Origin of the sequence: Streptomyces sp. SCL15-4 (genome assembly GCF_033366695.1) — a bacterium.
Taxonomy (GTDB): domain Bacteria; phylum Actinomycetota; class Actinomycetes; order Streptomycetales; family Streptomycetaceae; genus Streptomyces.
The window spans coordinates 882,696-904,620 of record NZ_JAOBTQ010000001.1 but is presented as its reverse complement, the minus strand read 5'-3'; the positions used below and the strand labels follow the sequence as shown (position 1 = coordinate 904,620).

19 protein-coding genes are annotated in these 21,925 nt (G+C 74.7%); 11 read left to right on the top strand and 8 right to left on the bottom strand.

Going from position 1 to position 21,925, the window contains the following annotated elements; all coding sequences use genetic code 11:
- Positions 1-316 precede the first annotated feature (316 nt).
- Genes SCK26_RS03770 through SCK26_RS03760 form a run of 3 tightly spaced genes read left to right on the top strand, consistent with a single transcriptional unit; the run spans position 317 to position 3,537 of the window.
- Positions 317-1,522, top strand: coding sequence for a serine hydrolase domain-containing protein (locus SCK26_RS03770; RefSeq protein WP_412080699.1), 1,206 nt, complete (start codon positions 317-319; stop codon positions 1,520-1,522).
- Entirely contained in the window at positions 1,519-3,099 is a 1,581-nt protein-coding gene (locus tag SCK26_RS03765; RefSeq protein WP_318199811.1) for an alpha/beta fold hydrolase, read from the top strand. Before SCK26_RS03770 ends, SCK26_RS03765 begins: the two co-directional genes overlap by 4 nt.
- A 45-nt stretch (positions 3,100-3,144) precedes the next feature.
- Positions 3,145-3,537, top strand: a complete 393-nt coding sequence (locus SCK26_RS03760) for a RidA family protein (protein ID WP_318199810.1) — start codon at positions 3,145-3,147, stop codon at positions 3,535-3,537.
- Between the two features lie 45 nt (positions 3,538-3,582).
- Here the strand turns inward: SCK26_RS03760 and SCK26_RS03755 are convergent, their stop codons facing one another.
- On the bottom strand, positions 3,583-4,131 hold the full coding sequence (locus SCK26_RS03755; RefSeq protein ID WP_318199809.1) for a universal stress protein: 549 nt from the start codon (positions 4,129-4,131) through the stop codon (positions 3,583-3,585).
- Positions 4,132-4,512: 381 nt separating this feature from the next.
- On the opposite strand from SCK26_RS03755, the gene SCK26_RS03750 reads away from it, so the two are divergent.
- The 3 genes from SCK26_RS03750 to SCK26_RS03740 all read left to right on the top strand — a co-directional run bounded on the left by SCK26_RS03750 (position 4,513) and on the right by SCK26_RS03740 (position 6,710).
- Positions 4,513-5,073 carry a quercetin 2,3-dioxygenase gene (locus tag SCK26_RS03750; protein ID WP_318199808.1) on the top strand — a complete coding sequence of 187 codons (561 nt, stop codon included), beginning with the start codon at positions 4,513-4,515 and terminating at the stop codon, positions 5,071-5,073.
- A gap of 171 nt (positions 5,074-5,244) precedes the next feature.
- Positions 5,245-6,228 (top strand): alpha/beta hydrolase, encoded by a 984-nt coding sequence (locus SCK26_RS03745; protein WP_318199807.1) that lies wholly within the window; start codon positions 5,245-5,247, stop codon positions 6,226-6,228.
- 38 nt (positions 6,229-6,266) lie between these two features.
- Complete coding sequence (locus SCK26_RS03740) at positions 6,267-6,710, top strand: MarR family winged helix-turn-helix transcriptional regulator (RefSeq protein ID WP_318199806.1); 444 nt, start codon at positions 6,267-6,269, stop codon at positions 6,708-6,710.
- A 5-nt stretch (positions 6,711-6,715) separates the two neighbouring features.
- On the opposite strand, the gene SCK26_RS03735 is transcribed toward SCK26_RS03740, so the two are convergent.
- From SCK26_RS03735 to SCK26_RS03725, 3 genes are all read right to left on the bottom strand, one after another.
- Positions 6,716-7,597, bottom strand: a complete 882-nt coding sequence (locus SCK26_RS03735; RefSeq protein ID WP_318199805.1) for a DMT family transporter — start codon at positions 7,595-7,597, stop codon at positions 6,716-6,718.
- A gap of 223 nt (positions 7,598-7,820) precedes the next feature.
- On the bottom strand, positions 7,821-8,501 hold the full coding sequence (locus tag SCK26_RS03730; RefSeq protein WP_318199804.1) for a maleylpyruvate isomerase N-terminal domain-containing protein: 681 nt from the start codon (positions 8,499-8,501) through the stop codon (positions 7,821-7,823).
- Between the two features lie 167 nt (positions 8,502-8,668).
- Entirely contained in the window at positions 8,669-9,319 is a 651-nt protein-coding gene (locus tag SCK26_RS03725; protein ID WP_318199803.1) for an FMN-dependent NADH-azoreductase, read from the bottom strand.
- A gap of 129 nt (positions 9,320-9,448) precedes the next feature.
- Here SCK26_RS03725 and SCK26_RS03720 point away from each other — a divergent pair, with 129 nt between their 5' ends.
- A complete protein-coding gene (locus SCK26_RS03720; protein ID WP_318199802.1) occupies positions 9,449-9,820 on the top strand; it encodes a helix-turn-helix domain-containing protein in 372 nt (123 codons plus the stop codon).
- A 42-nt stretch (positions 9,821-9,862) separates the two neighbouring features.
- Here SCK26_RS03720 and SCK26_RS03715 read toward each other — a convergent pair whose 3' ends face one another.
- From SCK26_RS03715 to SCK26_RS03700, 4 genes are all read right to left on the bottom strand, one after another.
- Positions 9,863-11,341, bottom strand: coding sequence for a glutamate--cysteine ligase (locus tag SCK26_RS03715; RefSeq protein ID WP_318199801.1), 1,479 nt, complete (start codon positions 11,339-11,341; stop codon positions 9,863-9,865).
- A 125-nt stretch (positions 11,342-11,466) separates the two neighbouring features.
- A complete protein-coding gene (locus SCK26_RS03710) occupies positions 11,467-12,264 on the bottom strand; it encodes an SAM-dependent methyltransferase (RefSeq protein WP_318199800.1) in 798 nt (265 codons plus the stop codon).
- A gap of 968 nt (positions 12,265-13,232) precedes the next feature.
- Positions 13,233-14,813 carry a glycerol-3-phosphate dehydrogenase/oxidase gene (locus SCK26_RS03705; RefSeq protein ID WP_318199799.1) on the bottom strand — a complete coding sequence of 527 codons (1,581 nt, stop codon included), beginning with the start codon at positions 14,811-14,813 and terminating at the stop codon, positions 13,233-13,235.
- A complete protein-coding gene (locus tag SCK26_RS03700; protein WP_318199798.1) occupies positions 14,810-15,409 on the bottom strand; it encodes a helix-turn-helix domain-containing protein in 600 nt (199 codons plus the stop codon). Before SCK26_RS03700 ends, SCK26_RS03705 begins: the two co-directional genes overlap by 4 nt.
- 219 nt (positions 15,410-15,628) lie before the next feature.
- Here SCK26_RS03700 and SCK26_RS03695 point away from each other — a divergent pair, with 219 nt between their 5' ends.
- From SCK26_RS03695 to SCK26_RS03680, 4 genes are all read left to right on the top strand, one after another.
- Positions 15,629-17,221 carry an FAD-binding oxidoreductase gene (locus SCK26_RS03695; RefSeq protein ID WP_318199797.1) on the top strand — a complete coding sequence of 531 codons (1,593 nt, stop codon included), beginning with the start codon at positions 15,629-15,631 and terminating at the stop codon, positions 17,219-17,221.
- 38 nt (positions 17,222-17,259) lie between these two features.
- The gene (locus SCK26_RS03690; protein WP_318199796.1) at positions 17,260-18,141 is read left to right on the top strand and encodes a diacylglycerol kinase family protein; all 882 of its coding nucleotides are present in this window, start codon (positions 17,260-17,262) and stop codon (positions 18,139-18,141) included.
- Between the two features lie 107 nt (positions 18,142-18,248).
- Positions 18,249-18,641: an NUDIX domain-containing protein gene (locus SCK26_RS03685; protein WP_318199795.1), complete on the top strand. Its 393-nt coding sequence runs from the start codon at positions 18,249-18,251 to the stop codon at positions 18,639-18,641.
- A gap of 548 nt (positions 18,642-19,189) precedes the next feature.
- A complete protein-coding gene (locus SCK26_RS03680; RefSeq protein ID WP_318199794.1) occupies positions 19,190-21,703 on the top strand; it encodes an ATP-dependent Clp protease ATP-binding subunit in 2,514 nt (837 codons plus the stop codon).
- Positions 21,704-21,925 lie beyond the last annotated feature (222 nt).

Here is a 21,925-nt window from a genome sequence, read left to right as displayed (position 1 = left end):
CACCGCCCGCGACTTCCTCCACCGTCACTCCTGCCCCCGGCGGCGCCGGGCGGGCCCGCGCCGCTGCCCGGCCCGTCGGACCGCGGGCCGGATCGTCCCCCGCAGACTGCCAGCCGCCCGCCTCGGAAGGCGGGACAACGGTCACGGTTCACCCTTGGCACAGCTGTGTGAGCCCCGGCACGCACGCCGGTCCGAACGGCAGACCCGGGTAGGACCCGGGGGTTGTCCTCCGGTGCCGTGCTGGGGGCGGCCCCCCGGCGGATCCGCCTGCCTGCCGGAATGAGCACGCGTCGGGCGTTGCCTAGCGTGCTGTCACATGACGATTTCCTTACCGCGCCGGGTGGTTCGCCGGCGCGCCGGCCTGGTGGCCCTGGCCGTGACCTGTCTGCTGGCCGCCGCTCCCGCCGCCGTCGCGCACCCGGCCCGCGACGCGCCCCGCGCCTGCGGCCCGCACCCGGAGCTGAGCCGGGCCGTGCGCCACCTGGTGACGCACGACCGGATCGCCGGCGCCGCCGTCCTGGTCGGCGACCCCGGCCCGGCCGCGCCCTGCGCCCGCTGGACGGTGACCGACGGCACGGCGGACCTGCGCACCGGCCGCCCCATGAACACCACCGACCGGCTCCGCGCCGGCAGCGTCACCAAGACCTTCACCGCGACCGTCGTGCTGCGACTCGCCGCCGAGGGACGGCTTTCCCTGGACTCGCCCGTCGAGCGCTATCTGCCCGGCCTGATCCGCGACGGCGGCTACGACGGCCGCCGGATCACCGTACGGCAGCTGCTGCGGCACACCAGCGGGCTGCCCGACTACCTCGACGCGCCCGAGTGGCAGCACCCCGAGCGGGTGCGCTACCGCCACTTCGAGCCGCGCGAACTGATCGCCCGCGCCCTGCGGCTGCCACCCCCGGACCGGACCTGGCACTACGCGACCACCAACTACCTCGTCGCCGGGCTGATCATCCGCGAGGTCACCGGGCACAGCCCGGAGGCGGAGATCACCCGCCGGATCATCGCGCCGCTGGGCCTGCGCGACACGTACTGGCCCGGCGACGACACCCGCATCCAAGGCCCCCACTCGCACAGCTACTTCACCGCGGCCGACGGCCGCCGCGTGGACGGCACCGCCTGGAACACGACCTTCGGCGGTATCGGTGGCGCCCTGGTGTCCACCCCGGCCGACCTGACCCGGTTCGCCAGCGCGCTCTTCACCGGCCGACTGCTGCCCGCGCCCCAACTCGCCGAGATGCGGCGGACCGTGGACGCCGATCCGGACCGGCTGTGGCCCGGCGCCCGCTACGGGCTCGGCCTGATCTCCTCCCCGCTGTCCTGCGGCTCCACCTGGTGGGGCCACGCCGGCACCGTGCCCGGCGGCCACCGGGCCCTGGTCGCCACCGGCCCCGGCGGCCGCACCGTCGCCGTCGCCCTGAACGAGGTACCCGCCACGCTCCAGGCCGAACTGGACTTCCTCGACATCGTCGACAAGGCCCTCTGCGAGGGCACGCCCACCGAAAGGACCCCGGCATGACCGGCACCACCTCCCCGGGCCGTCACCGCCCGCGCCACCGCGCCGCCCGGGCCGCGTCCGCCGTCGCCCTGGCCCTGGCGGGCGCGCTGTCCCTGGGCGCGGCCCCGGCCCCGGCCGCCCCCGCCCGTCCCGCCGCCGACCCCCTCGCCCGCTACCACCACCAGCAGCTGCACTGGAAGAGCTGCCTGCTCGGCCCGGACGACACCATCGGCAAGGAACTCGAACAGGCCGGCGCCCAATGCGCCGACGTCACCGTCCCGTTGGACTACGCCCGCCCCGACGGCCGCACCCTCACCGTCGCCATCTCCCGCATCCGTGGCACCGACACCGCGCACCGCGTCGGCGCCCTGCTGCTCAACAGCGGCGGCCCCGGCGGCCAGACCCTCGGCGACCCGCCCTTCGTACGCCGCGCGATGCGTCAGGTGGCCGCGCGCTACGACGTGGTGGGCGTCGACCCCCGCTTCGTCGGCCGCAGCACCCCGCTGGACTGCCACTGGCCCACCGGCAGCATGATCCGCGGCGCCGGCACCGACCGCGCCGGCTTCGAGCGCGAAGCCGGCTTCGCCGCCGACCTGGCCCGCCGCTGCCGCACCCACGCCGGAGACCTGCTGCCGTACTCCAGCACCCGGAACACCGCGCGCGACATGGACGTGATCCGGGCCGCGCTGGGCGAGCGCCGGATCTCCTACCTGGGCTACTCCTACGGCAGTTACCTCGGCCAGGTCTACGCGACGATGTTCCCGGGGCGTATCGACCGGGTCGTCCTGGACGGCGTGATCGACCCCGCCCGCTACGGCCCCCGGCTGCTGCGCGGTACCGAGAACGCCAACCGGCACGCCCTGCGCGGCTGGGCCGACTGGACCGCGGCCCACCACACGGCCTACGGTCTCGGTCGCACCCGCGCCACCGTGCTGGCGACCGTGGAAGCGGTACGGTCGGCCGCCGCGCGCACGCCCCTGCGCGTCGGTGACTACCGGCTGGACGACCACGTCCTGCCCGTCATCGTCTTCAACGGCCTCTCGCAGGACAACCCCACGGCCTACGGCGACTTCGCCGAGGGCGTGCGGGACCTGCGGCGCGCCGCCGAGGGCCGGGCCGTCACCCCGTCCCCGTGGCTGGCCTCGGCGCTGGAGTTCACGCTGACCGGGCACGAGTCCGGCTACGGCAGCGCGCAGACGTCCATCCTGTGCGGAGACGTGCCCGCGCCCCGCGACCCGGAGACGTACTGGCGCGACCTGCGCCACGCGGGGAAGAAGGACCGGCTGTTCGCTCCGGTCACCGACAACATCAACCCCTGCGCGTTCTGGGGCCCGCCGCGCGAACGCCCCACCGCCATCCGCGCCGACCTGCCGGCCCTGCTCGTCAACGCCACCGGAGACCCCCGCACCACCTACCCCGGCGCCCGTGCGGTGCGCCGCGACTGGCCCGGCTCCCGCCTGGTCACCCTGCGCGACGCCGACCAGCACGCGGTGTACGGCGTCTACGGCAGCCGGTGCGTCGACGCCACGGTCAACGCCTACCTCGCGACCGGCCGCCTGCCGGCGACGGACGTCGGCTGCCCCCTGCCCACCTCCTGAAACGGCGGTGGGGCCCGGCCGGGTCGATCGCCTAGCATTCGGCGCATGACGCGACGACGTGCGATTCTCAGCGGATCCACCTTCGAGGAGCGGATCGGTTACGCCCGCGCCGTGGTCGACGGGGACCGGGTCCATGTCTCCGGGACCACCGGATTCGACTACACCACCATGACGATCTCCGACGACGTCGTGGAGCAGGCCGAGCAGTGCCTGCGCAACATCGGCGCCGCGCTGGCCGAGGCGGGGTGCGGCTTCGCGGACGTGGTCCGGGTGCGCTATCTGCTGCCGGACCGCGCCGACTTCGAGCCCTGCTGGCCGGTGCTGCGCCGCTGCTTCGGCGACGTCCGGCCGGCCGCCACCATGCTGGAGTGCGGCCTCGCCGACCCCCGCATGAAGATAGAGATCGAGGTGGACGCCCGCCGCCCGGCCGGGAGCTGACCCAGACGGCCGGCCCGCCGTACCACGGGATGACGGGCCGGCCGGTCAGCGGTGCGCCGCCGCCCGGCCCGGCACGGCCGCCCCGGCGCCGCGCCGCAGCATCCGTGCCTCCTGGGGCAGGAGGCGGGGGCCGGCCACGATCAGCACCTCGCACGCGGCCCGGGCCGGCACGAACCGGTGCACCGGCCGGGGACGCAGCCGGGCGAGCGGGCCCCGCCGCCGGGCCATGCCGATGACCAGCAGGTCGTCGGCGGACGCGGCCACCGAGCAGAGCACCGGCCCGGCGCGACCCCTGATCACCCGCCGTACGATCCGCAGGTCCGCCGGGGGCCCGCCCAACGCCAGGTCGAAGGCCCGCTCCAGGCAGCGCCGCGCCTCGTCGGCCCACAGCCGGGCCCACGAGGTCTGCGGCCGGCGCGCGTAGAGCGCCTCGCCCTCCGGCGGCTCCCAGGCCCGCACGGCCACCAGCGTCCGCCCGGTCGCCCGGGCCTCCCGGACACCGCGCCGCAGCGCGGCCAGTCCGGCGAGCGAGTCGCTCACCCCGACGACGACGTTCCCCGCCCGCTCGCCGTACGCGCTTCCCAGTGGTGCCATACCACCAGGCTAGGAAGGCCAATACGGGCTGTGCAAAGTCCAGTTCGGGACAAGTGGCCCCGGCTTATCCGGGCGGCACGGCCGGACGTCGCCATGGTTCCGGCCAATCTCCGGCCGCCGGGCCGTCCGGCCGCGCGGTGGGACGTGTCCGCTCCTGGGGACCCGTTGTCCGGCATCCGGGCATGTGTACGTCTGACCACCAGTGGCGGGAGCGGCGGCGTCCGCATGGTCTCCGGGCGTCGGCGCGGTGAGCGAACCGGAGCGTCGATGATCGGCGAAAGTCCGAAAAAGGCTGCGTGATGAAACCGGGCCCCGGGCCGTTGGACACAGGCTTTATGTCAGGTAGCCTGACATAGAAACCCACGGAACAGGAGGCTCCGCATGACCATCGAATACGCCACCAGCTACCGGGCCCGCTCCTTCATCCCGCCGGAGCCGGGCAAGCCCTACTTCATCGAGAAGGGCCTGGGGGACCGGGCCCACCTGTTCGGCGACCTGATCACGGTCTACGCGGGCGGCGAGCAGACCGAGAACACCTTCAACTTCTTCACCTGCGAGGGCCCGAAGGGCGAGCTGATCCCGGCCCACTCGCACGCGGACACCTACGAGGTCTTCTACATCACCCACGGCGCCGTACGGCTCTTCGTGGAGGACCTCGAGGGCGAGCAGTACGAGAAGCTGCTCACGCCCGGGGACTTCGGCTTCGTGCCGAAGAACTGCGTCCACGCCTACCGCATGGAGCGCCACCACTCGCAGGTCGTGGGCGTGGCCGCCGGACCCGGCGGCACCTTCGAGCGGTTCTTCGAGTCCCTCGGCACCCCGGCCGAGGAACTGGGCCTGCCGGCCCGGCCGTTCGTGCCGGAGCGGGAGAAGTTCGCGACCGTGCCCCAGCGGTACGACGTCCGGTTCCGCCCCGACCACCAGTGGCGCACCGGAAGCTGACGACCGCGTCCCGTGCCGAGGCGCACGCCGCGTCCGTCGAGACCGCGGCCGCCCCGGTACCGGGCACCGACCGGCGCTCGCTCACCACCGCCACCGCCAGCGCCCGCACCACCCTGTGCCCCTGCCGCCTCGCCCGCCGAGGGAACCAGACGCCACCCGAGGAGCGACCCCATGCCGGAAGAAGCCGCACACCAGGACGCCCTGCCCGACGACGTTCCGCTCTTCCCCCTGGAACTGTTGGCGCCGCCGGACCCCGCCCGGCTGCCCCTGCCGCCGCCCGCCCGCCCGGCGCCCGGTGTCCGGCTGCTGCGCGGCGCCGTCTACGCCGTGCCCGACGGCGGTCGGCCGCTGGAAACCGATCTGTGGCTGCCCGAGCCGGCGGACGGCCCGCTGCCGGTGGTCGTCTTCGTGCACGGCGGCGGCTGGCGCAGCGGACTGCGCGACGACGTGGGGCCGCGGTTCCGGCACGCGAGGCCGGGCCCCTTCGCCCGGCTGGCCGGTTCCGGGACGGCCGTGGTCTGCCCCGACTACCGGCTCAGCGGCGAGGCCCGGTTCCCGGCCCAGCTCGACGACCTGCGCGCGCTGCTGGTCTGGCTGCGCGACCGGGCCGGCGAGCTGGGCCTCGACCCGGACCGGGTGGTCCTGTGGGGCGAGTCCGCCGGCGGTCACCTGGCCGCGCTGACCGCGCTCACCACCGGGCCGGCCGGTCACGGCGGGCGGGCGGCGACCGTGCGCGGCTGCGTCACCTGGTACGCGCCCACCGACCTCACCCGCCTCGCCGAGGACCACCCGCCGGGCCGCTTCGACCCGGCGGACCCGGCCTCTCGTGAGGCGCTGCTGCTGGGGGCCGCCCCGGCCGCCGCCCCGGGCCCGGCCCGGGACGCCAGCCCCGCGCTGCGGGTGACGCCGGCGGCGCCGCCGTTCCTGCTGCTGCACGGCACGGAGGACGAGTTCGTGCCGTGCGCGCAGAGCGACCGGCTCGCGACCGCCCTGCGGGCCGCCGGGGTGCCGGTCGAACACGTGCGGGTGCCCGGCGCGAACCACCTGTGGGTGGGGATCACGGAGGAGGAGGCCGAGCGGTGCTTCGTACGGACGGCCGAGTTCGCCGCCCGGCACTGCGGCCGGGGAGCCGGAGGACAAGAGACCGGACAATAGGAGGATAGTCCACCGGGTATCCGATCCTCCGAGGAGCCATGAGTCACCGCGCCGCCAATCTGCCCCAGCTCCTGTCCGAGGCCCGCCGCTGGTTCGAGGACGCCTTGTTCGCCAGCATGGAGGCGGCGGGCGAACAGCCGGTGACCACGGCGCAGGCGTCCGTCTTCGCGATGCTCGACACCGAGGGCACCACCGTCTCCGAACTCGCCCGGCGGATGGGCGTCACCCGGCAGACCGCCCATCAGGCGGTGCACGGACTGATCGGCATGGGGCTGCTGGAGCAGGAACCCGACCCCGGCTCCGCCCGGCGGCGGCTGATCCGGATGACCGCCGAGGGACGGCGCGTGCACGAGCGCGCGCAGGCCACGATCGGGGTGATCGAGTCGGTCCTGCTGGAGCGCATCGGAGCGGACGCGGCCCGCGCGCTGGACGGCGCGCTGCGCTCCGACTGGGGCGTGCCCCCGCTCGTCGCCGCTCCCTGACCGGCTCAGGAGGCCATGTTCCGCTCCCCGGCGGGGACCGGGACCACCTCGATGCGCTGCACGGCCCGGCTGAGCACCAGTACCCCCACGACGATCAGCACCGCCCCGCACAGCTCGGGCACGAGCCACCACCCGGTGCGGATCCGCTCGCCGAAGAGGGTGATGCCGAGGGTCAGGCTCACCACCGCGTCACCGATGGTCAGCGCGGGTTGCGCCGCGGCCAGCGGACCGGCCTGCAAGGCGTTCTCCAGCAGCAGCACGGCGGCGATCCCGGCGAGCGCGAAGCCGTACGTCTGCCAGGACCGCAGGAATGCCGTGAGGCCGTGGTCGGCGAAGGTGCCGCTCGCCGATTTCAGCAGGGCGGCGGTCAGCGCGTTGCCCGTCGCGGAGGCGGCCGCCAGCAGCGCGGCGCGCCGGGCCGGCGGGCCGCCCCGGCCGGCCAGTCCCACCGCCGCGGCCATCACTGCGGCGCACGACAGCAGGGCCGGCAGCCACCGGGCCATCGGCGCCTGGTCGGTGGCGCCGTGCGGGGCCGCCGCCAGCAGCAGGACGGCGAGGCCCGCCACGCAGCCGCCCACCCCCCACCAGCCCGAGCGCGGCAGCCGCCGGTGCATGAGCGGGGCGGCGACGAGGAGCGCGAAGGGCAGTTCCAGGATGAACAGCGGCTGCACCAGGGCGAGCGGGCCGTTGACCAGGGCCAGGCTCTGGAAGAGCGCGGCGCAGGCGACACCGGCCATGCCGATCATCCAGACGGGCCGGCGCACCAGCTCCGCCAGCAGCCGGAGTCCGCCGCGGCTGCTGGCGGAGGCCGCCTTGCGCTGGCACGCGGTGCCCACGGCATTGCTCGCCGCTCCCGCGACGGCGAACACCGCGGCGAGTTCGATCACGGCCCTCTCCCGCCTCCGGCAGACCTCCCGGCGGGAGGAATCGGACGCCTCCAGCCTACGGAAGCCGACCCGCCCACGCCGTGCGGCGGCCCCCGCCGGTGGCGCGCTCGGGTGGCCGTCTGGTCGTGGACGGTGGGTTGCCGGCGGTCGGTCGTCGTGTCCGGTGCGGTGCCGGCGGCCGTGGCCCGGGCGTCCGGGTGTTCGTCCCGCTCGCGCGGGCGGGCTATCCGAACAGGGGGAGGCGGTCGGCCGCCGGGCCCAGGGCGGTGCGCTCGGCGTCGGTGAGGGCGGCCCGGCCGGTGGCCACGCGTGCGTAGCGGGCGTCGCTCCACTCCTGCGGGGCGGGCCGGCCGAGCAGCCCGTCGAGGGTGGCGCGCACGGCGGCCAGGCCCTCGGGCGAGGGCCGCGGGGCGCGCGGGAGCGCCACGGTCAGGTCGAGATGGTGGACGGTCGCCTCCACCGCGAGCGTGGTGAGCAGGTCACCGGCCGTCAGCACGTGCCCCTGCGTGCTCACCCGTCGCGCGGGATCGGCCTCGCCGGCCGCGTGCACGACCGCCGCCAGCGTCTCCAGATACAGCCCCTTCAACTGCCCGAAGTCCAGGAACATGCTGCCGTTCACCCGCGCCCAGCGCCGGCCGTTCGCCGCCCCGGCGGTGTCCGGCGCCCAGTCCTGCCAGTACGTCGTCCAGTCCCGGTCGGCGGGCTCGTCCGTGGGTGTGTGCAGGGCCACCAGGGCGCGCTGGGCGTCCTGCACGCAGTGGAAGACGAGGTCGCGGACCGCCCAGCCGGTGCACCCGGTCGGCTGCCACGACTGCGCGTCGCCCAGCCCGGCGACGACCGCCGAGGCGGCCTCGTAGGCGGCGCGCAGTGTCCGCGCCTGACACGAGGTGAACCCTGTCGACATGCCTGCCCCTTTCCCGTCGGCTGCCGGTCCGCGGCATCCTAGGCGGACCGGCGGCCGACGGCTCCGACAGGGGCGCGGCCCCGTGCGACGGCCGGGGCCGCCGGACGCGCACGTGGCCCCGAGCCGCCCGTGAGGCGGTCCGGGGCCACGTGGGAGTGGGAGCGCGCTCAGGCGGCGAGGCGCTTGGCCACTTCCCGCGCCTTGACGGCGGCGTCCTCCAGGGCGCGGTCGCGGGAGGCCTCGTACAGCGGGACCAGTTCGGCCATCTCCGGGTTCACGGACGCCATGGTCAGCTCGGGGACGATGAAGTCCACGTCCAGGCCGAGACCCGTGCCCAGCGCGGCGCGGAGGTAGTTCTGCACGTACTCGAAGCCCTCGCGCGGAGTGCCCGGCGCGTAGGAGCCGCCCCGGCTGGCGACGACGGTCACCGGGGTGCCCTTGGCGGACTGGACCGGACCCGCGGTGCGGCCCATCAGGATGACGTTGTCCAGCCAGGCCTTCAGGGTGGAGGGGATCGTGTAGTTGTACATCGGGGCGCCGATCAGCACCGCGTCGGCCTGCTCCAGTTCCTCGATCAGCTTGACGCGCTCGGCGAACGCGGCGGCCTGCTCGGGGGTGTGGGTGGCCGGGTCGGTGAAGCCGGCGAGGTGCGTGTCGGCGGTGATGTGCGCGACCGGCTGCGCCGCCAGGTCGCGGTAGACGACCGTGCCCTGCGGGTGCTCCTCCTGCCAGTGCTTGCGGAAGGCCTCCGTCACGACGCGCGAGGCCGACGCCTCGGCCGGGAACACGGACGAATCGATGTGCAGCAGGGTGGCCATGGGTCTCTCCAGGAAAGGGCTGAAGCAGCCGGACGCCGGAAGCGCGGGCTGTGGTTTCATACTGTACTACTTTTATCACATGGACTTACTTTTCTTTAGTCCCCTACTTCGGGGTAGTACGCTGAGGTCATGGACGAGAACCACGACAGCGCGGCCTGCAAGCGGGTGGACGACGGCATCACCCGTGTCTTCCAGCTCCTCGGCAAGCGCTGGAGCGGGCCGATCGTGGCCGTCCTGGTGGAACAGCCCGCGTACTTCGCCGACCTGCGGCGGGCCATCCCCGGCATCAGCGAACGCATGCTCTCCGACCGGCTCGCCGAACTCGGCGCCGCCGGCCTCGTCCTGCGCGAGGTCGACGAAGGCCCCCCGTTGCGCGTCTCCTACCGGCTGACCGGGGCCGGCGCCGCCCTGGAACCCGCGCTCCGCGAGCTGGCCCAGTGGGCCAAGTCCCACCTGCCGGACGTCTCAGGGTGCACCGGCACCGCACTGGACCGGCCCTAGCCCGACCGGCCGGCGTGCCGCGCGCCCGGGACCGGAGGCCGCTCAGTCGACCGGCCAGGTGTGCACCGGGGCGTTGAGGTGCATGTAGTCGATGTACACCTGGGTCATCCGGCGCAGCGCCTCGTGCCGGCCGGCGTGCGCGGCGGCGGTCATGTGGTGGAACATCTCCTTCTGCCACACCGCACCGTTGCGCGCCGTCACACACCGCTGCTCGATCACCCCGAGCAGCGGCTCCCGCCAGGCCGCGTCCATGCCGGAGAGTTCCAGGCCGCGGTGCGCGAGCGGCAGCAGCCGCCGCAGCACCAGCTCCGGCGCCGGTGCCTCGCCCATCCCCGGCCAGTACAGCGGCGCGTCGATGCCGAGCCGGGCGGCGGTGTGCAGATTGTCCTCGGCGGCGGCGAAGGACATCCGCGACCACACCGGCCGGTCCTCCTCCACCAGCGCCCGGGTCAGGCCGTAGTAGAACGCGCCGTTGGCGAGGGTGTCGGCGACGGTCGGGCCGGCGGGCAGCACCCGGTTCTCCACCCGGATGTGCGGCCGGTCGCGGGAGACGGCGTACACCGGCCGGTTCCAGCGGTAGATCGTGCCGTTGTGCAGGGTGAGTTCGGGCAGCGCGGGGATGTCGCCGCGGTCCAGCGTCTCCACCGGGTCCTGCTCGTCGCACAGCGGGAGCAGGGCCGGGAAGTAGCGCAGGTTCTCCTCGAACAGGTCGAAGACGCTGTTGATCCACCGCTCCCCGAACCACACCCGGGGCCGCACGCCCTGCACCTTGATCTCCTCCGGGCGGGTGTCGGTGGCCTGCTCGAACAGCGGGATCCGGGTCTCGTGCCACAGTTCCTTGCCGAACAGGAACGGCGAGTTGGCCGCGAGCGCGACCTGCACCCCGGCGATCGCCTGGGCCGCGTTCCAGTACCCGGCGAACTCCTCCGGCGACACCTGGAGGTGGAACTGCGTACTGGTGCACGCCGCCTCCGGAGTGATGGTGTCGGCGTAGGTCCGCAGCCGGTCCGGCCCGTCGATCTCGATGCGCAGGTCCTCGCCCCGGGCCGCGAAGATCTGGTCGTTGAGCAGCCGGTAGCGCGGGTTCTCCGACAACGCGGCCTCGCCGATCTCCGCCTGCCGCAGGGTGGGCAGGATCCCGATCGTGATCAGCCGGGCGCCGACCGACCGGGCCCGCTCGTCGGCGTGGTTCAGCGCGGCGCGGATCTCCGCCTCCCAGGCGTCCGGACCGCCCGCGGTCAGCCGCCGGGGCGGAACGTTGATCTCCAGGTTGAACCGGCCCAGCTCGGTGGACCAGGCGGGGTCGGAGATCGCCGCCAGCACATCGGTGTTGCGCATCGCCGGCTCGGCCTCGTCGTCCACCAGGTTCAGCTCCACCTCCAGGCCGACCTGGGGCCGCTCCGACTCGAAACGCGCCTCGCGCAGCATCCGCGCCAGCGCGTCCAGGCACCCCTGCATCTTGATCCGGTACCGGCGGCGGTCCTCGCGGGTGAAGACGAGCGCCGGGACGTCCCGTCCCATCGGCCCTCCAGGTCCCCTCGTCGGACACCTTCCCCTCCAGCGTCGCACCGGGGGGTCCGGGACACCATGCAGGCCGGGGGCGGGCCTTCGCGGCACCGCCCCCGGGGACGCGGCGGACCGGCCGGTCAGGCGGTCTTGCGGGCCACCGCGCCGTAGAAGCCGATCTCCTCGGAGCGGGGCGGCGGCGGGGCGTCCGGGCGCCAGAACGGCACCTGGGCGAGGCCCGGTTCGACCAGCTCGAAACCGTCGAAGAACCGCTCCACCTCGGACCGGCCGCGCAGGTGCAGGGACGCGGTCGCGTTGGTGTACACGTCCTGGGCGGCGGAGCGGTCGGCGAAGTCGCCCGTGGCGTGCGAGAGCACCAGGAAGCTGCCGGCGGGCAGCGCGTCGCGCAGCGTGGCCACGATCTCGGCGGGCCGGTCGGTGTCGGCGAGGAAGTGCAGGATCGCCACGAGGAGCAGCGCGACCGGCTGGTCGAAGTCGATGAGCTGGCGGACGTCGGGATGGTCCAGGACGGCGCGCGGATCGCGCAGGTCGCCGAGGACGATCCGGGTCGTACCGGACCGGCTGAGCAGGGCGTTGCCGTGCGCGGCGACGATCGGGTCGTTGTCGACGTAGGCCACGCGCACCTCGGGCGCCACCGACTGGGCGACCTCGTGCACGTTCGGCGAGGTGGGCAGCCCGGTGCCGATGTCCAGGATCTGCCGCACCCCGCTGCCCACCACGTACCGCACGGCACGCTGCAGAAAGGCGCGGTTCGCCCGGACGCCGATGCGGGCCTCGGGGGCCGCGGCGGCGAGCGCGTCGCCCGCCTGCTGGTCCACCTCGTAGTTGTCCTTGCCGCCCAGCAGATAGTCGTAGATCCGCGCGGGGTGCGGTCTGCTGGTGTCGATGGTGACGGTCTCGTAGCCGTTCTCTGTCACGCTGTGCTCCTCTCGCCGGCCGGCCCGGCCTCGGGTCCGCGGCGGCCGGGCCCAGCCTGCCATACCAACTTCCGGGGCCGTCACCGGAGTTCCCGCAGGCCGCCGGGCGGACGGGGCGGCCGGCGCAGCCGCCCTCCGGCCGACGGCCGACGGCGTCGGTGCGGGCCGGCCGAGGACCTCACCCGGCCGGCTCCGCCAGGTGGCGGGAGCGCCGCGGGGGACGGAGAGTCGGTGCGGGGCCGGTGGTGCGGACACGTCCGCCGGTCGTCCCCACGGACCGGCACGCCGCCTCGGCCGCCCAGGCGACGGCGGGCCGCCCGGCAGGGGCGGGGAACGGTGAATCCATGCGCTCGGGCCGTTCCCCGCTCCGTCGGTCGCCGGGCCGCCGTCCGCCCTTCGCCGGCCGCCTCCGCGAGCGGCGTCGCTGCACGGCCGCGGGAGGAAAGCGGTGTACGCCGGCCGGGGCGCCCCCGTCACCGTGACCGCGTGTCCACGCCCCGCGACTCCCGGCCGAGGACCCGCTTCCCCGCCGGAAGTGCGCGCTCTCGCTTTTCCGGAGCGTCGACCCGCGATCGCCACTCGTGCTCGATGCGGCCTCCCGCGCCGAGGTGCCGGCCGGGGTCGGCTCGTGTCGCGGTGTGACGGTGAGGGTCGCTCATGACGAGGGCATCATCGACGCGCTGCGCTCCGGCCGGGTCCTGCTCCGGCCGGGTCCGGTTCCTGCCGGATGCGGATGCGGATGCGGATGCGGATGCGGATGCGGACGAGGACCTCTGGAGCGAGGACCGCCGCGACCTCGTCGCCCTCGCCCGGCCCGGCTCCCGGCCCGCGCGGCTCCTCAGAAACGCGTGCCGCCGTCGACGCGGATCTCGGCCTCCGGCCCGCCACCCGGCGGCCATGGACGTACCCGGCGGACGGCCGGCCGCGGAGGGCGGGTCGGGGACGGCCGCCCGGCCGCCGGAGACGGGTCAGGGACGGCCGGCCGGTGCCCGCTCCAGCATTTCCCGTGCGGCGGCGAGCGCTTCCGCGCGGTCTTCGGGGACCAGGCCGATCCGGGTGCGGCGGTCCAGGAGGTCGGACGCGTCCAGCGCGCCTTCGTGACGGAGTGCCCACAGGAGTTCGGCGCGGGTGACGGGGTGGCCGGGGAGCACGGGCTCGGCCAGGGCGGGGTCCTCGGCGGCGAGGGCGTGCACGGCCACGGCCTCGGTGCCGTAGCGCTGGACCAGGCGGCGCGGTGCGGGGAGCGCCCGCAGCCGTCCGGGGGCGGCGGCGCCGGTCAGGGGCAGGGCGGCGGTGGGGGAGGGGGCGGCGCGCAGGCCGCTGGCCCCGGCGGCGGCGTCCACGGCATCCTGCGCCATCCGCCGGTAGGTGGTGAGCTTGCCGCCGACCACGGTGGTGACACCGTCGGGAGAGGTGAGCACCGCGTGCCGGCGGGAGATGTCGGAGGTACGGGCCGGGTCGCCGTCCGCGGCGCCGGCGGAGGTGTCCAGCAGCGGGCGCAGCCCGGCGAAGGCGCCGACCACGTCCTCCCGGGCCACCGGGGCGTCCAGGACGGAGCCGAGCACGTCCAGCAGGAAGCCGATGTCGGTCTCGGGCACCTCGGGCACGTCCGGGATCCCGCCGTCCACCGGTTCGTCGGTCAGGCCGACGTAGACCCGGCCGTCCCCTTGGGGCAGTACCAGCACGAAGCGGTTGGTCTCACCGGGGATCGGGATGTGCAGTCCGGCCGGCAGGGCGCCGAGCCGCTCCGAGCGGAGCACCAGATGAGTGCCGCGCGACGGACGGATCCGGATCCCTCCGGCGAGGCCGCCCGCCCACACCCCGGCCGCGTTGATCACGGCGCGCGCCCTGATCTCGCCCTCCTCGCCGGTGAGTTCGTCCCGGATACGGGCGCCCGTCCCGGTCAGCTCCAGTGCCCGCACCCGGGTCAGCACCCGGGCGCCGTGCGCGGCGGCCGTCCGGGCGAGCGCGGTCACCAGGCGGGCGTCGTCGGTCACCCGGCCGTCCCAGGACAGCAGCCCGCCGCGCAGCCCGGCCGCGCGGACCGAGGGCGCCAGATGACGTGCCTCGGTCGCCGGCAGCCGGCGCGGCGCGGGCAGCACCTGCCGTGGCGTACGGGCGGCCAGCCGCAGCATGTCCCCGGCCCGGAACCCGGCCCACGCCAGCGCGGCCTGGGACCGGGACACCAGCGGGGTCAGCGGCAGCACGAACGGGTGGGCGGCCACCAGGTGCGGCGCCGTACGGGTCATCAGCACGCCCCGCTCCACCGCGCTCTCGTGGGCCACGTCGAACTGCGCCGACGCCAGATAGCGCAGCCCGCCGTGGATCAGCTTCGAGCTCCAGCGGGAGGTGCCGAAGGCCAGGTCGTGGGCGTCCACCGCGACGACGTCCAGCCCGCGGGCCGCCGCGTCCAGCGCCGCCCCGGCGCCCGTAGCGCCGAGCCCGACCACCAGGACGTCGGCCACCCGGCCGTCCGCGGCCTCGGCCAGTTCCCGGACCCGCCGGTGCGCGCTCAGGGACGAGCCGGGCGCGGCCTCGGTGTGGCTCATGGCGTCAGGGTCCTCTCCAGAAGGGCGCGCAGTTCACCGAGGAATGCGGCGGAGTCCAGCTCCGGATCGTCCTCGTCGGTCATCGTGCGCAGGGACAGGGCGAAGGACTGCACGGTCAACAGCACTGTGCGCGCCTGCCGTTCGATGTGGCCGGGCCGCACGGAACCGTCCGCGTGGCCCTCGCGCAGCGCGTCGCCCAGCAGTGCCAGCAGCGCCTCCTGACTGGCACCGCGCCGGTCGAGCACATAGGGCAGCAGCAGCTCCGGATCGACGTCGACGATCTTGCGGAAGAGGGGATGCGCCCGGAACGCCTCGACCCCGGCCACCAGCCCGTCCACGATCCGGGCGCGGGTGCCGACGGCGGGCGCGGGGGCCGGCATCGCCCGGGTGGCCACGTCGATCCACTCCCGGGTCATCAGATCGCCCACCAGACTCCGCAGATCCGGCCAGCGCCGGTAGAGCGTCATCCGGGAGACACCGGCGCGGCGGGCGACGTCGGCGAGCGTGGTGCGCCGCACGCCGACGGCCAGCACACAGTCGCGTGCCGCGTCGAGGACCGAATCGCTGTCCGCACCGTTGTGACGAATAGGCGTCATGTGTCACAGTGTAACGCCCCGAGGGCGGGACGGAAGGGGCCCGGCCCCGCGGACGCCGCCCGAGCCCCGCGGGCCGGCCACCGGCCGGCCGGTCACCGTTCCGCTCCCGATCCGTACGACAGCCCGCCGACCATCGCTCCGATTCGCGGACCGGCTCACCGGCCGCCGCGCCGAGCCACACGAAGACCAGCTCACCGACCCTGTGAGGACGACCGTTCAATGGACATGCTGTGGAACGGCTGGGGCGACCCGGCCAAGGCGGCACCGCTGCCCGACACGGTGACCGGGCTGCTGCGCGACCTGCTCGGCGTCACGCCGCGCGCATCCTCCGCACCCGGCCTCGCGGACATCCGCCCGCCCGCCGTCACGGCCCGCCCCGCCGCCCTCAAGGCGCTCGCCGAGGCCGTCGGCGGCGAGGAGCACGTCCGCACGGACCCCGAGAGCCGCATCCGGCACACCCGCGGCAAGTCCACCCCCGACCTGCTGCGCATCCGCGCCGGCGACCTCGCCGACGTGCCCCAGGCCGTCGTCCTGCCCGCGAGCCACGACCAGGTCCTCGCCGCGCTCGGTGCCTGCGCCGCGCACGGCCTGGCCGTCGTGCCCTTCGGCGGCGGCACCTCCGTAGTCGGCGGACTCGCCCCGCAGCGCAGCGCGTTCGTCGCCCTCGACCTGCGCCGCATGGACGGCCTGCTCGACCTCGACCCTCTCTCGCGCACCGCCGTCCTCCAGCCCGGCCTGCGCGCTCCCGAGGCCGAACGGCGGCTCAACGAACGCGGCTACACCCTCGGCCACTTCCCGCAGTCCTTCGAGTGGGCCACCATCGGCGGGTTCGCCGCCGCCCGCTCCAGCGGACAGGCGTCCGCCGGCTACGGCCGCTTCGACGAGATGGTGCTCGCCCTCACCCTCGCCACCCCCGAGGGCACCCTCCACACGGGCCGCGCCCCGCGCTCCGCCGCCGGACCCGACCTGCGTCAGCTGATCCTCGGCTCCGAGGGCGCCTTCGGCGTCATCACCTCCGTCACCGTACGGATCCGCCCGCTGCCCGAGGTCCGGGTGTACGAGGGCTGGCGCTTCGGCTCCTTCGAGGAAGGCACCGCCGCGCTGCGCCGGCTCGCCCAGGACGGGCCCCGGCCGACCGTGCTGCGCCTGTCCGACGAGACCGAGACGCTCATCGGACTCGCCCAGCCCGACGCGATCGGCGCCGGCCCGGAACAGGGCGGCGCCGGATGCCTGGCGATCACCGGCTACGAGGGCACGGCCGAGGACACCGCGCACCGCCGGGCGCGGGCGGCGGAGGTCCTGACGGCCTGCGGCGGCACCCCGATCGGCGCCGAACCCGGCGAACGCTGGGCGCACGGCCGCTACTCCGCGCCCTATCTGCGCGACGCCCTCCTCGACGTCGGCGCCTTCGCCGAGACACTGGAGACCGCCGCGTTCTGGTCCCGCGTCCCCGAGCTGTACACGGCCGTCCGCGCCGCCCTGACCGACACCCTCACCCAGGCCGGCACCCCGCCCCTGGTCATGTGCCACATCTCCCACGTGTACGAGAACGGCGCCTCGCTGTACTTCACCGTCGTCAGCGCCCAGGGCGAGGACCCGGTGGCCCACTGGGCGCCCGCCAAGCACGCGGCGGGCGAAGCCGTCCTCGCGGCCGGCGGCACCATCTCCCACCACCACGGGATCGGCACCGACCACCGCGACTGGTACGTCCGCGAGGCCGGCCCGCTCGGCGTCTCGGCCCTGCGCGCCGTCAAGCGCCGCCTGGACCCGGACGGCCTGCTCAACCCCGGCGTCCTGCTGCCCACCGACTGACCTCGCCCGTTCCGACCGCCTGCCTCGGAGGCCCACCGATGCGCCAGTTCACCGCCGTCGTCAACCCCACCGCGGGCGGCTCCACCGGGGCGGCGACCCTGCTCCACCTGGCCCGGCTGCTGCGCGAAGCCGGGGCCGGGCTGGAGACGGAGTACAGCCACAGCCTCGCCCACGCCCAGGACATCGCCCGCGCGGCCGGCGAGCGCGGCCGGATCGTGCTGGCCGTGGGCGGCGACGGCATCGCCGGCGGCATAGGCGGCGCGCTCAGCGGCACCGGAACGGTCCTGGGCCTCGTCCCCGCCGGACGCGGCAACGACTTCGCCCGCGCGCTGGACCTGCCCGCCGACCCCGGTGCGCTGGCGGACATCCTGCTGCGCGCCGAGCCCCGGCCCGTCGACACCATCGAGGTGGAGTCGGCCGTCCACCCGCGCACGGTCGTCCTCGGCAGCGTGTACGCCGGCGTCGACGCGGAGGCCAACCGGCACGCCAACAACGCCCGGCTGCTGCGCGGCGCGGCCTCCTACTACGCGGGCGGACTGCGCGCGGTCACCACCTGGCGGCCGGCCGACTACCGCGTCACCGTCGACGGAACGGAGCACACCCACCGCGGCTACACCGTCGTGGCCGCCAACTCCCCTTACTACGGTTCCGGCCGGCTCATCGCCCCCGGTGCGCGGGTGGACGACGGGCTGCTCGACATCGTGCTGATCCGCGAGGCCCCGCGCCGGCTGTTCTTCGCCCTGATGAACGAGCTGCGGACCGGCGCCCACGTCCGCCGGCCCGAAGTACGCGTGCTGCGCGGCCGGGAACTGCGCATCGAGGCCGGCCGGCCCGTGCCCTACGGCGCCGACGGCGAGGTGGCGGCCACCCTCCCGGTCACCCTGCGCGTCCGCCCCGCCGACCTGCCGGTCCTCTACTGAACCGGCCTGCGGTCCGGCAACTCGCCGCACACGGTTTCGACTTGGTGCGCATCACGGGCCCGGGCCCCGGGTAGGCGAAGGATGCCTGGGGAGGGGTGGTGGGCCGGATGACAGCGGAGCGGGCCGAGGTGGTGGTGCGGGCGGTCGTCGTGTACGACGGGCGGCTGCTGCTGGTTCCGGAGGCGGCCGGCTGGGGGCTGCCCTCGGGCACCCCGCAACCGGCCGAGACAGCCGAGGCCACCGCCGCGCGGGTCGTCTACGAGATCACCGGCTACCTGGTCGACGGCACCGAGCCGCTGGAACCACGGGACGCCGACGGCGAGACGGCCGTCCTGTGCCGGCTGCTGACCGAGTCACCGTCCGACGGCGGCCGCCTCACCCCGGACCACCTGCGCTGGGCAGCGATGGCGGAGACCACGGACACCCTGCTGCCGCCGCCCGTGCGCCGTTACCTCAAGGGCCACATCCCGCACCTGGACCACCGGCCCCGCCCCTCCTGACCACCGTCCCGCAGGCCCTTCGGCCGCCTCCGCCTCCGCCCCCGCCTCCGACGCCCGGTGGTCCGTCCGTCGAGGGCGCCGTGCCTGCCGTGTTCGCGGGTGGCCGCGGTTGTCCGGCGGTCGGGACCGTCTTGATGGTCGCGGCCGTTTCGGATGGCCGGGCCTGTGACGACGGTCGGATGGTCCTCGGCGCGTTGCCGGCCGCGCGGAGCACCATGTCGGTCCGTCCGTCCGGGACGCTCCGGCCCGCCGTGACCGCCGGTGGCCATGGCCGCCGGGTCCCCAGGATCATCCTGGCGCGCACCGTGCCTCCGGCCGCCCGGCACGTCGGCTACGTCACGACACCCCCGCCGTCGCGACCGGTCACGCGACGCCCGGGCCGCCACGCCCCTGCCTCCGCTTGCGGTGCCGTCCGGCGGGGGTTTCAGTGATGGAGGGACCCTTCGTGGGTCCCTCGCGTTGCCGACAGCGCGGATATCCCTTCGCGGACGCCGCTCGCGGATGTCCCGCCGCGGACGGCCGACCTCTCACACGCGCCAGGAGCTGTCATGTCGATGTCGTTCGGTGCACCGTTCGGCGGTTCGTCGGATCCCTTCAGCGAGTTGCTGAATCGATTCTTCGGGATGTCGCCGGCGTCCTCGCCCCCAGCGGTGCAGCGTGTGCCCATCGGACGGCTGCTGACCGAGTCGTCGCAGACCTTGCTCAACCTGGCCGCGCAGCGGGCCGCCGACGACGGCACCTCCGACCTGGACACCGAACACCTGCTGTGGGCGGCCACTCAGGTCGAGCCGTCGCGCCGGCTGCTCGCGCAGGTGGGCGTGGAGCCCGACACGCTCGCCGCCGAGCTGGCCAAGGTGCTGCCCCGCGAGTCCGGCGCGCCCTCCGCGCAACCGGGCCTGACCCCGGCGGCCAAGCGCACGCTGCGCGCCGCCTTCGCCCGGTCGCAGGCCACCGGTGTCTCCTACATCGGGCCCGAGCACATCCTCGGCGCCCTGATCGGCGACAGCGACACCGGCGCCGCGCGCATGCTGCGGGCCGAGGGCCTGGACACCAAGCGCCTGGCCGGCCTCACCGAACAGACGGCGGCCCGCCCCGAGGCCGCCCAGGCCGAGCGCGGCCGGCCGGCCACCACCCTGGACGAGTTCGGCCGCGACCTGACCGAGGAGGCCAAGGCCGGCAAGCTCGACCCGGTCGTCGGACGGGCCGACGAGATCGAGCAGACCGTGGAGATCCTCTCGCGGCGCTCCAAGAACAACCCGGTGCTGATCGGCGAACCCGGGGTCGGCAAGACCGCGATCGTGGAGGGACTCGCCCAGCGCATCGTGGCCGACGAGGTCCCCGGCACGCTGAAGGGCAAGCGGGTCGTCGCACTGGACCTGTCGGGCATGGTGGCCGGTGCCCAGTACCGGGGCCAGTTCGAGGAACGGCTGAAGAAGGTCATCGAGGACGTCCAGGCGGCCGGCGGCGACATCATCCTGTTCATCGACGAACTCCACACGGTCGTCGGCGCCGGTGCCTCCGGCGAGGGCGCCATGGACGCGGGCAACATGCTCAAGCCCGCCCTCGCGCGCGGGGAACTGCACGTCGTGGGCGCCACGACCATCGACGAGTACCGCAGGTACATCGAGAAGGACGCCGCACTGGAACGCCGGTTCCAGCCGGTGCTGGTCCCGGAACCCACCGTCGAGGAGACGGTGCAGATCCTGGAGGGGTTGCGCGACTCCTACGAGGCGCACCACCAAGTCCGTTTCGACGACGCCGCGTTGGCCGCCGCCGCCGAACTGTCCGACCGGTACGTCAGCGACCGCTTCCTGCCCGACAAGGCCATCGACGTGATGGACCAGGCCGGTGCCCGGGTGCGGCTGCGCGGCAGCGGACGCTCCACCGAGATCGTCGGCCGTGAGGACCACATCGCCAAGCTGCGACGGGAACTCGACCAGGCCGTGTCCGCCGAGGACTTCGAGAGGGCGTCGGAGCTGAAGCGGCAGATCGCCGAGGTGGAGGGCGAACTCGCCGGTATCGAGGAGCGCCGCGAGGGCGTCGTCTCCGTCACGGCCGCCGACATCGCCGACGTCATCTCCCGCCGCACCGGCATCCCGGTCTCCCGGCTCACCGCCGGCGAGAAGGAGAAACTGCTGCGTCTCGAAGAGGAGATGCACGCGCGCATCGTCGGCCAGGACGAGGCGGTCACCGCCGTCTCCCAGGCCGTGCGCCGCAACCGCGCCGGAATGGGCGACCCCAACCGCCCCGTGGGATCGTTCCTCTTCCTCGGCCCGACCGGTGTCGGCAAGACCGAACTCGCCAAGACCCTCGCCGCGCTGCTGTTCGGCGGCGACGACCGCATGATCCGCTTCGACATGAGCGAGTTCCAGGAGAAGCACACCGTCGCCCGGCTGGTCGGCGCGCCTCCCGGATACGTCGGCTACGAGGAGGCGGGCCAGCTCACCGAGAAGGTCCGCCGCCAGCCCTACAGCGTGGTGCTGTTCGACGAGGTGGAGAAGGCGCATCCCGACATCTTCAACACCTTGCTGCAGATCCTGGACGACGGACGGCTGACCGACGCCCAGGGCCGCACCGTCGACTTCCGGCACTGCGTCGTCATCATGACGTCCAACATCGGCGCGCACCGCATCCTGGACCACAAGGGCGACGTGTCCGACCTCAAGGCCGAGTTGATGGAGGATCTGCGCGGCCGGTTCCTGCCGGAGTTCCTCAACCGGATCGACGACATCATCATCTTCCACGGCCTGACCGAGGACGACCTGGGCCGGATCCTGGACCATCTGCTCGACCGGAGCAAGCACAAGGTGCGTGCCCAGGGCCTGGACCTGGAGGTCACCGAGAACGCAAAGAAGCTGCTCATCGCCCACGGCCACCAACCGGAGTTCGGCGCCCGCCCGCTGCGCCGCACCATCCAGGCCGAACTCGACAACCGCATCGCCACGCTCCTGCTCGGCGGCGAGGCCGATCCCGGGGACACCATCGTCGCCGACGTGCGGGACGACTCGCTGCACTGCTCGGTGCGCCGGAACGCCGACGCGGCACCCGCACCGGCCCCGTGACGGGAGAGGCACGGAGACGGCCCCTCGCGGATCACGCGGCCGGAGGCTCGCCGATCGACATCACGACCGCCGTCGCCGGCCCGTCCGGAGTGTCGTAGCGGACGGTGTCACCGGGCCGGCGGCCGAGCAGGGCGCGGCCGCTCCGCCTCGCGCAGCCGCTCGGTGATGTCCTCGATCCGCCGGTCCCGGCGCCCCAGCTGGTCGGCGCGCCGCAACTGGTCG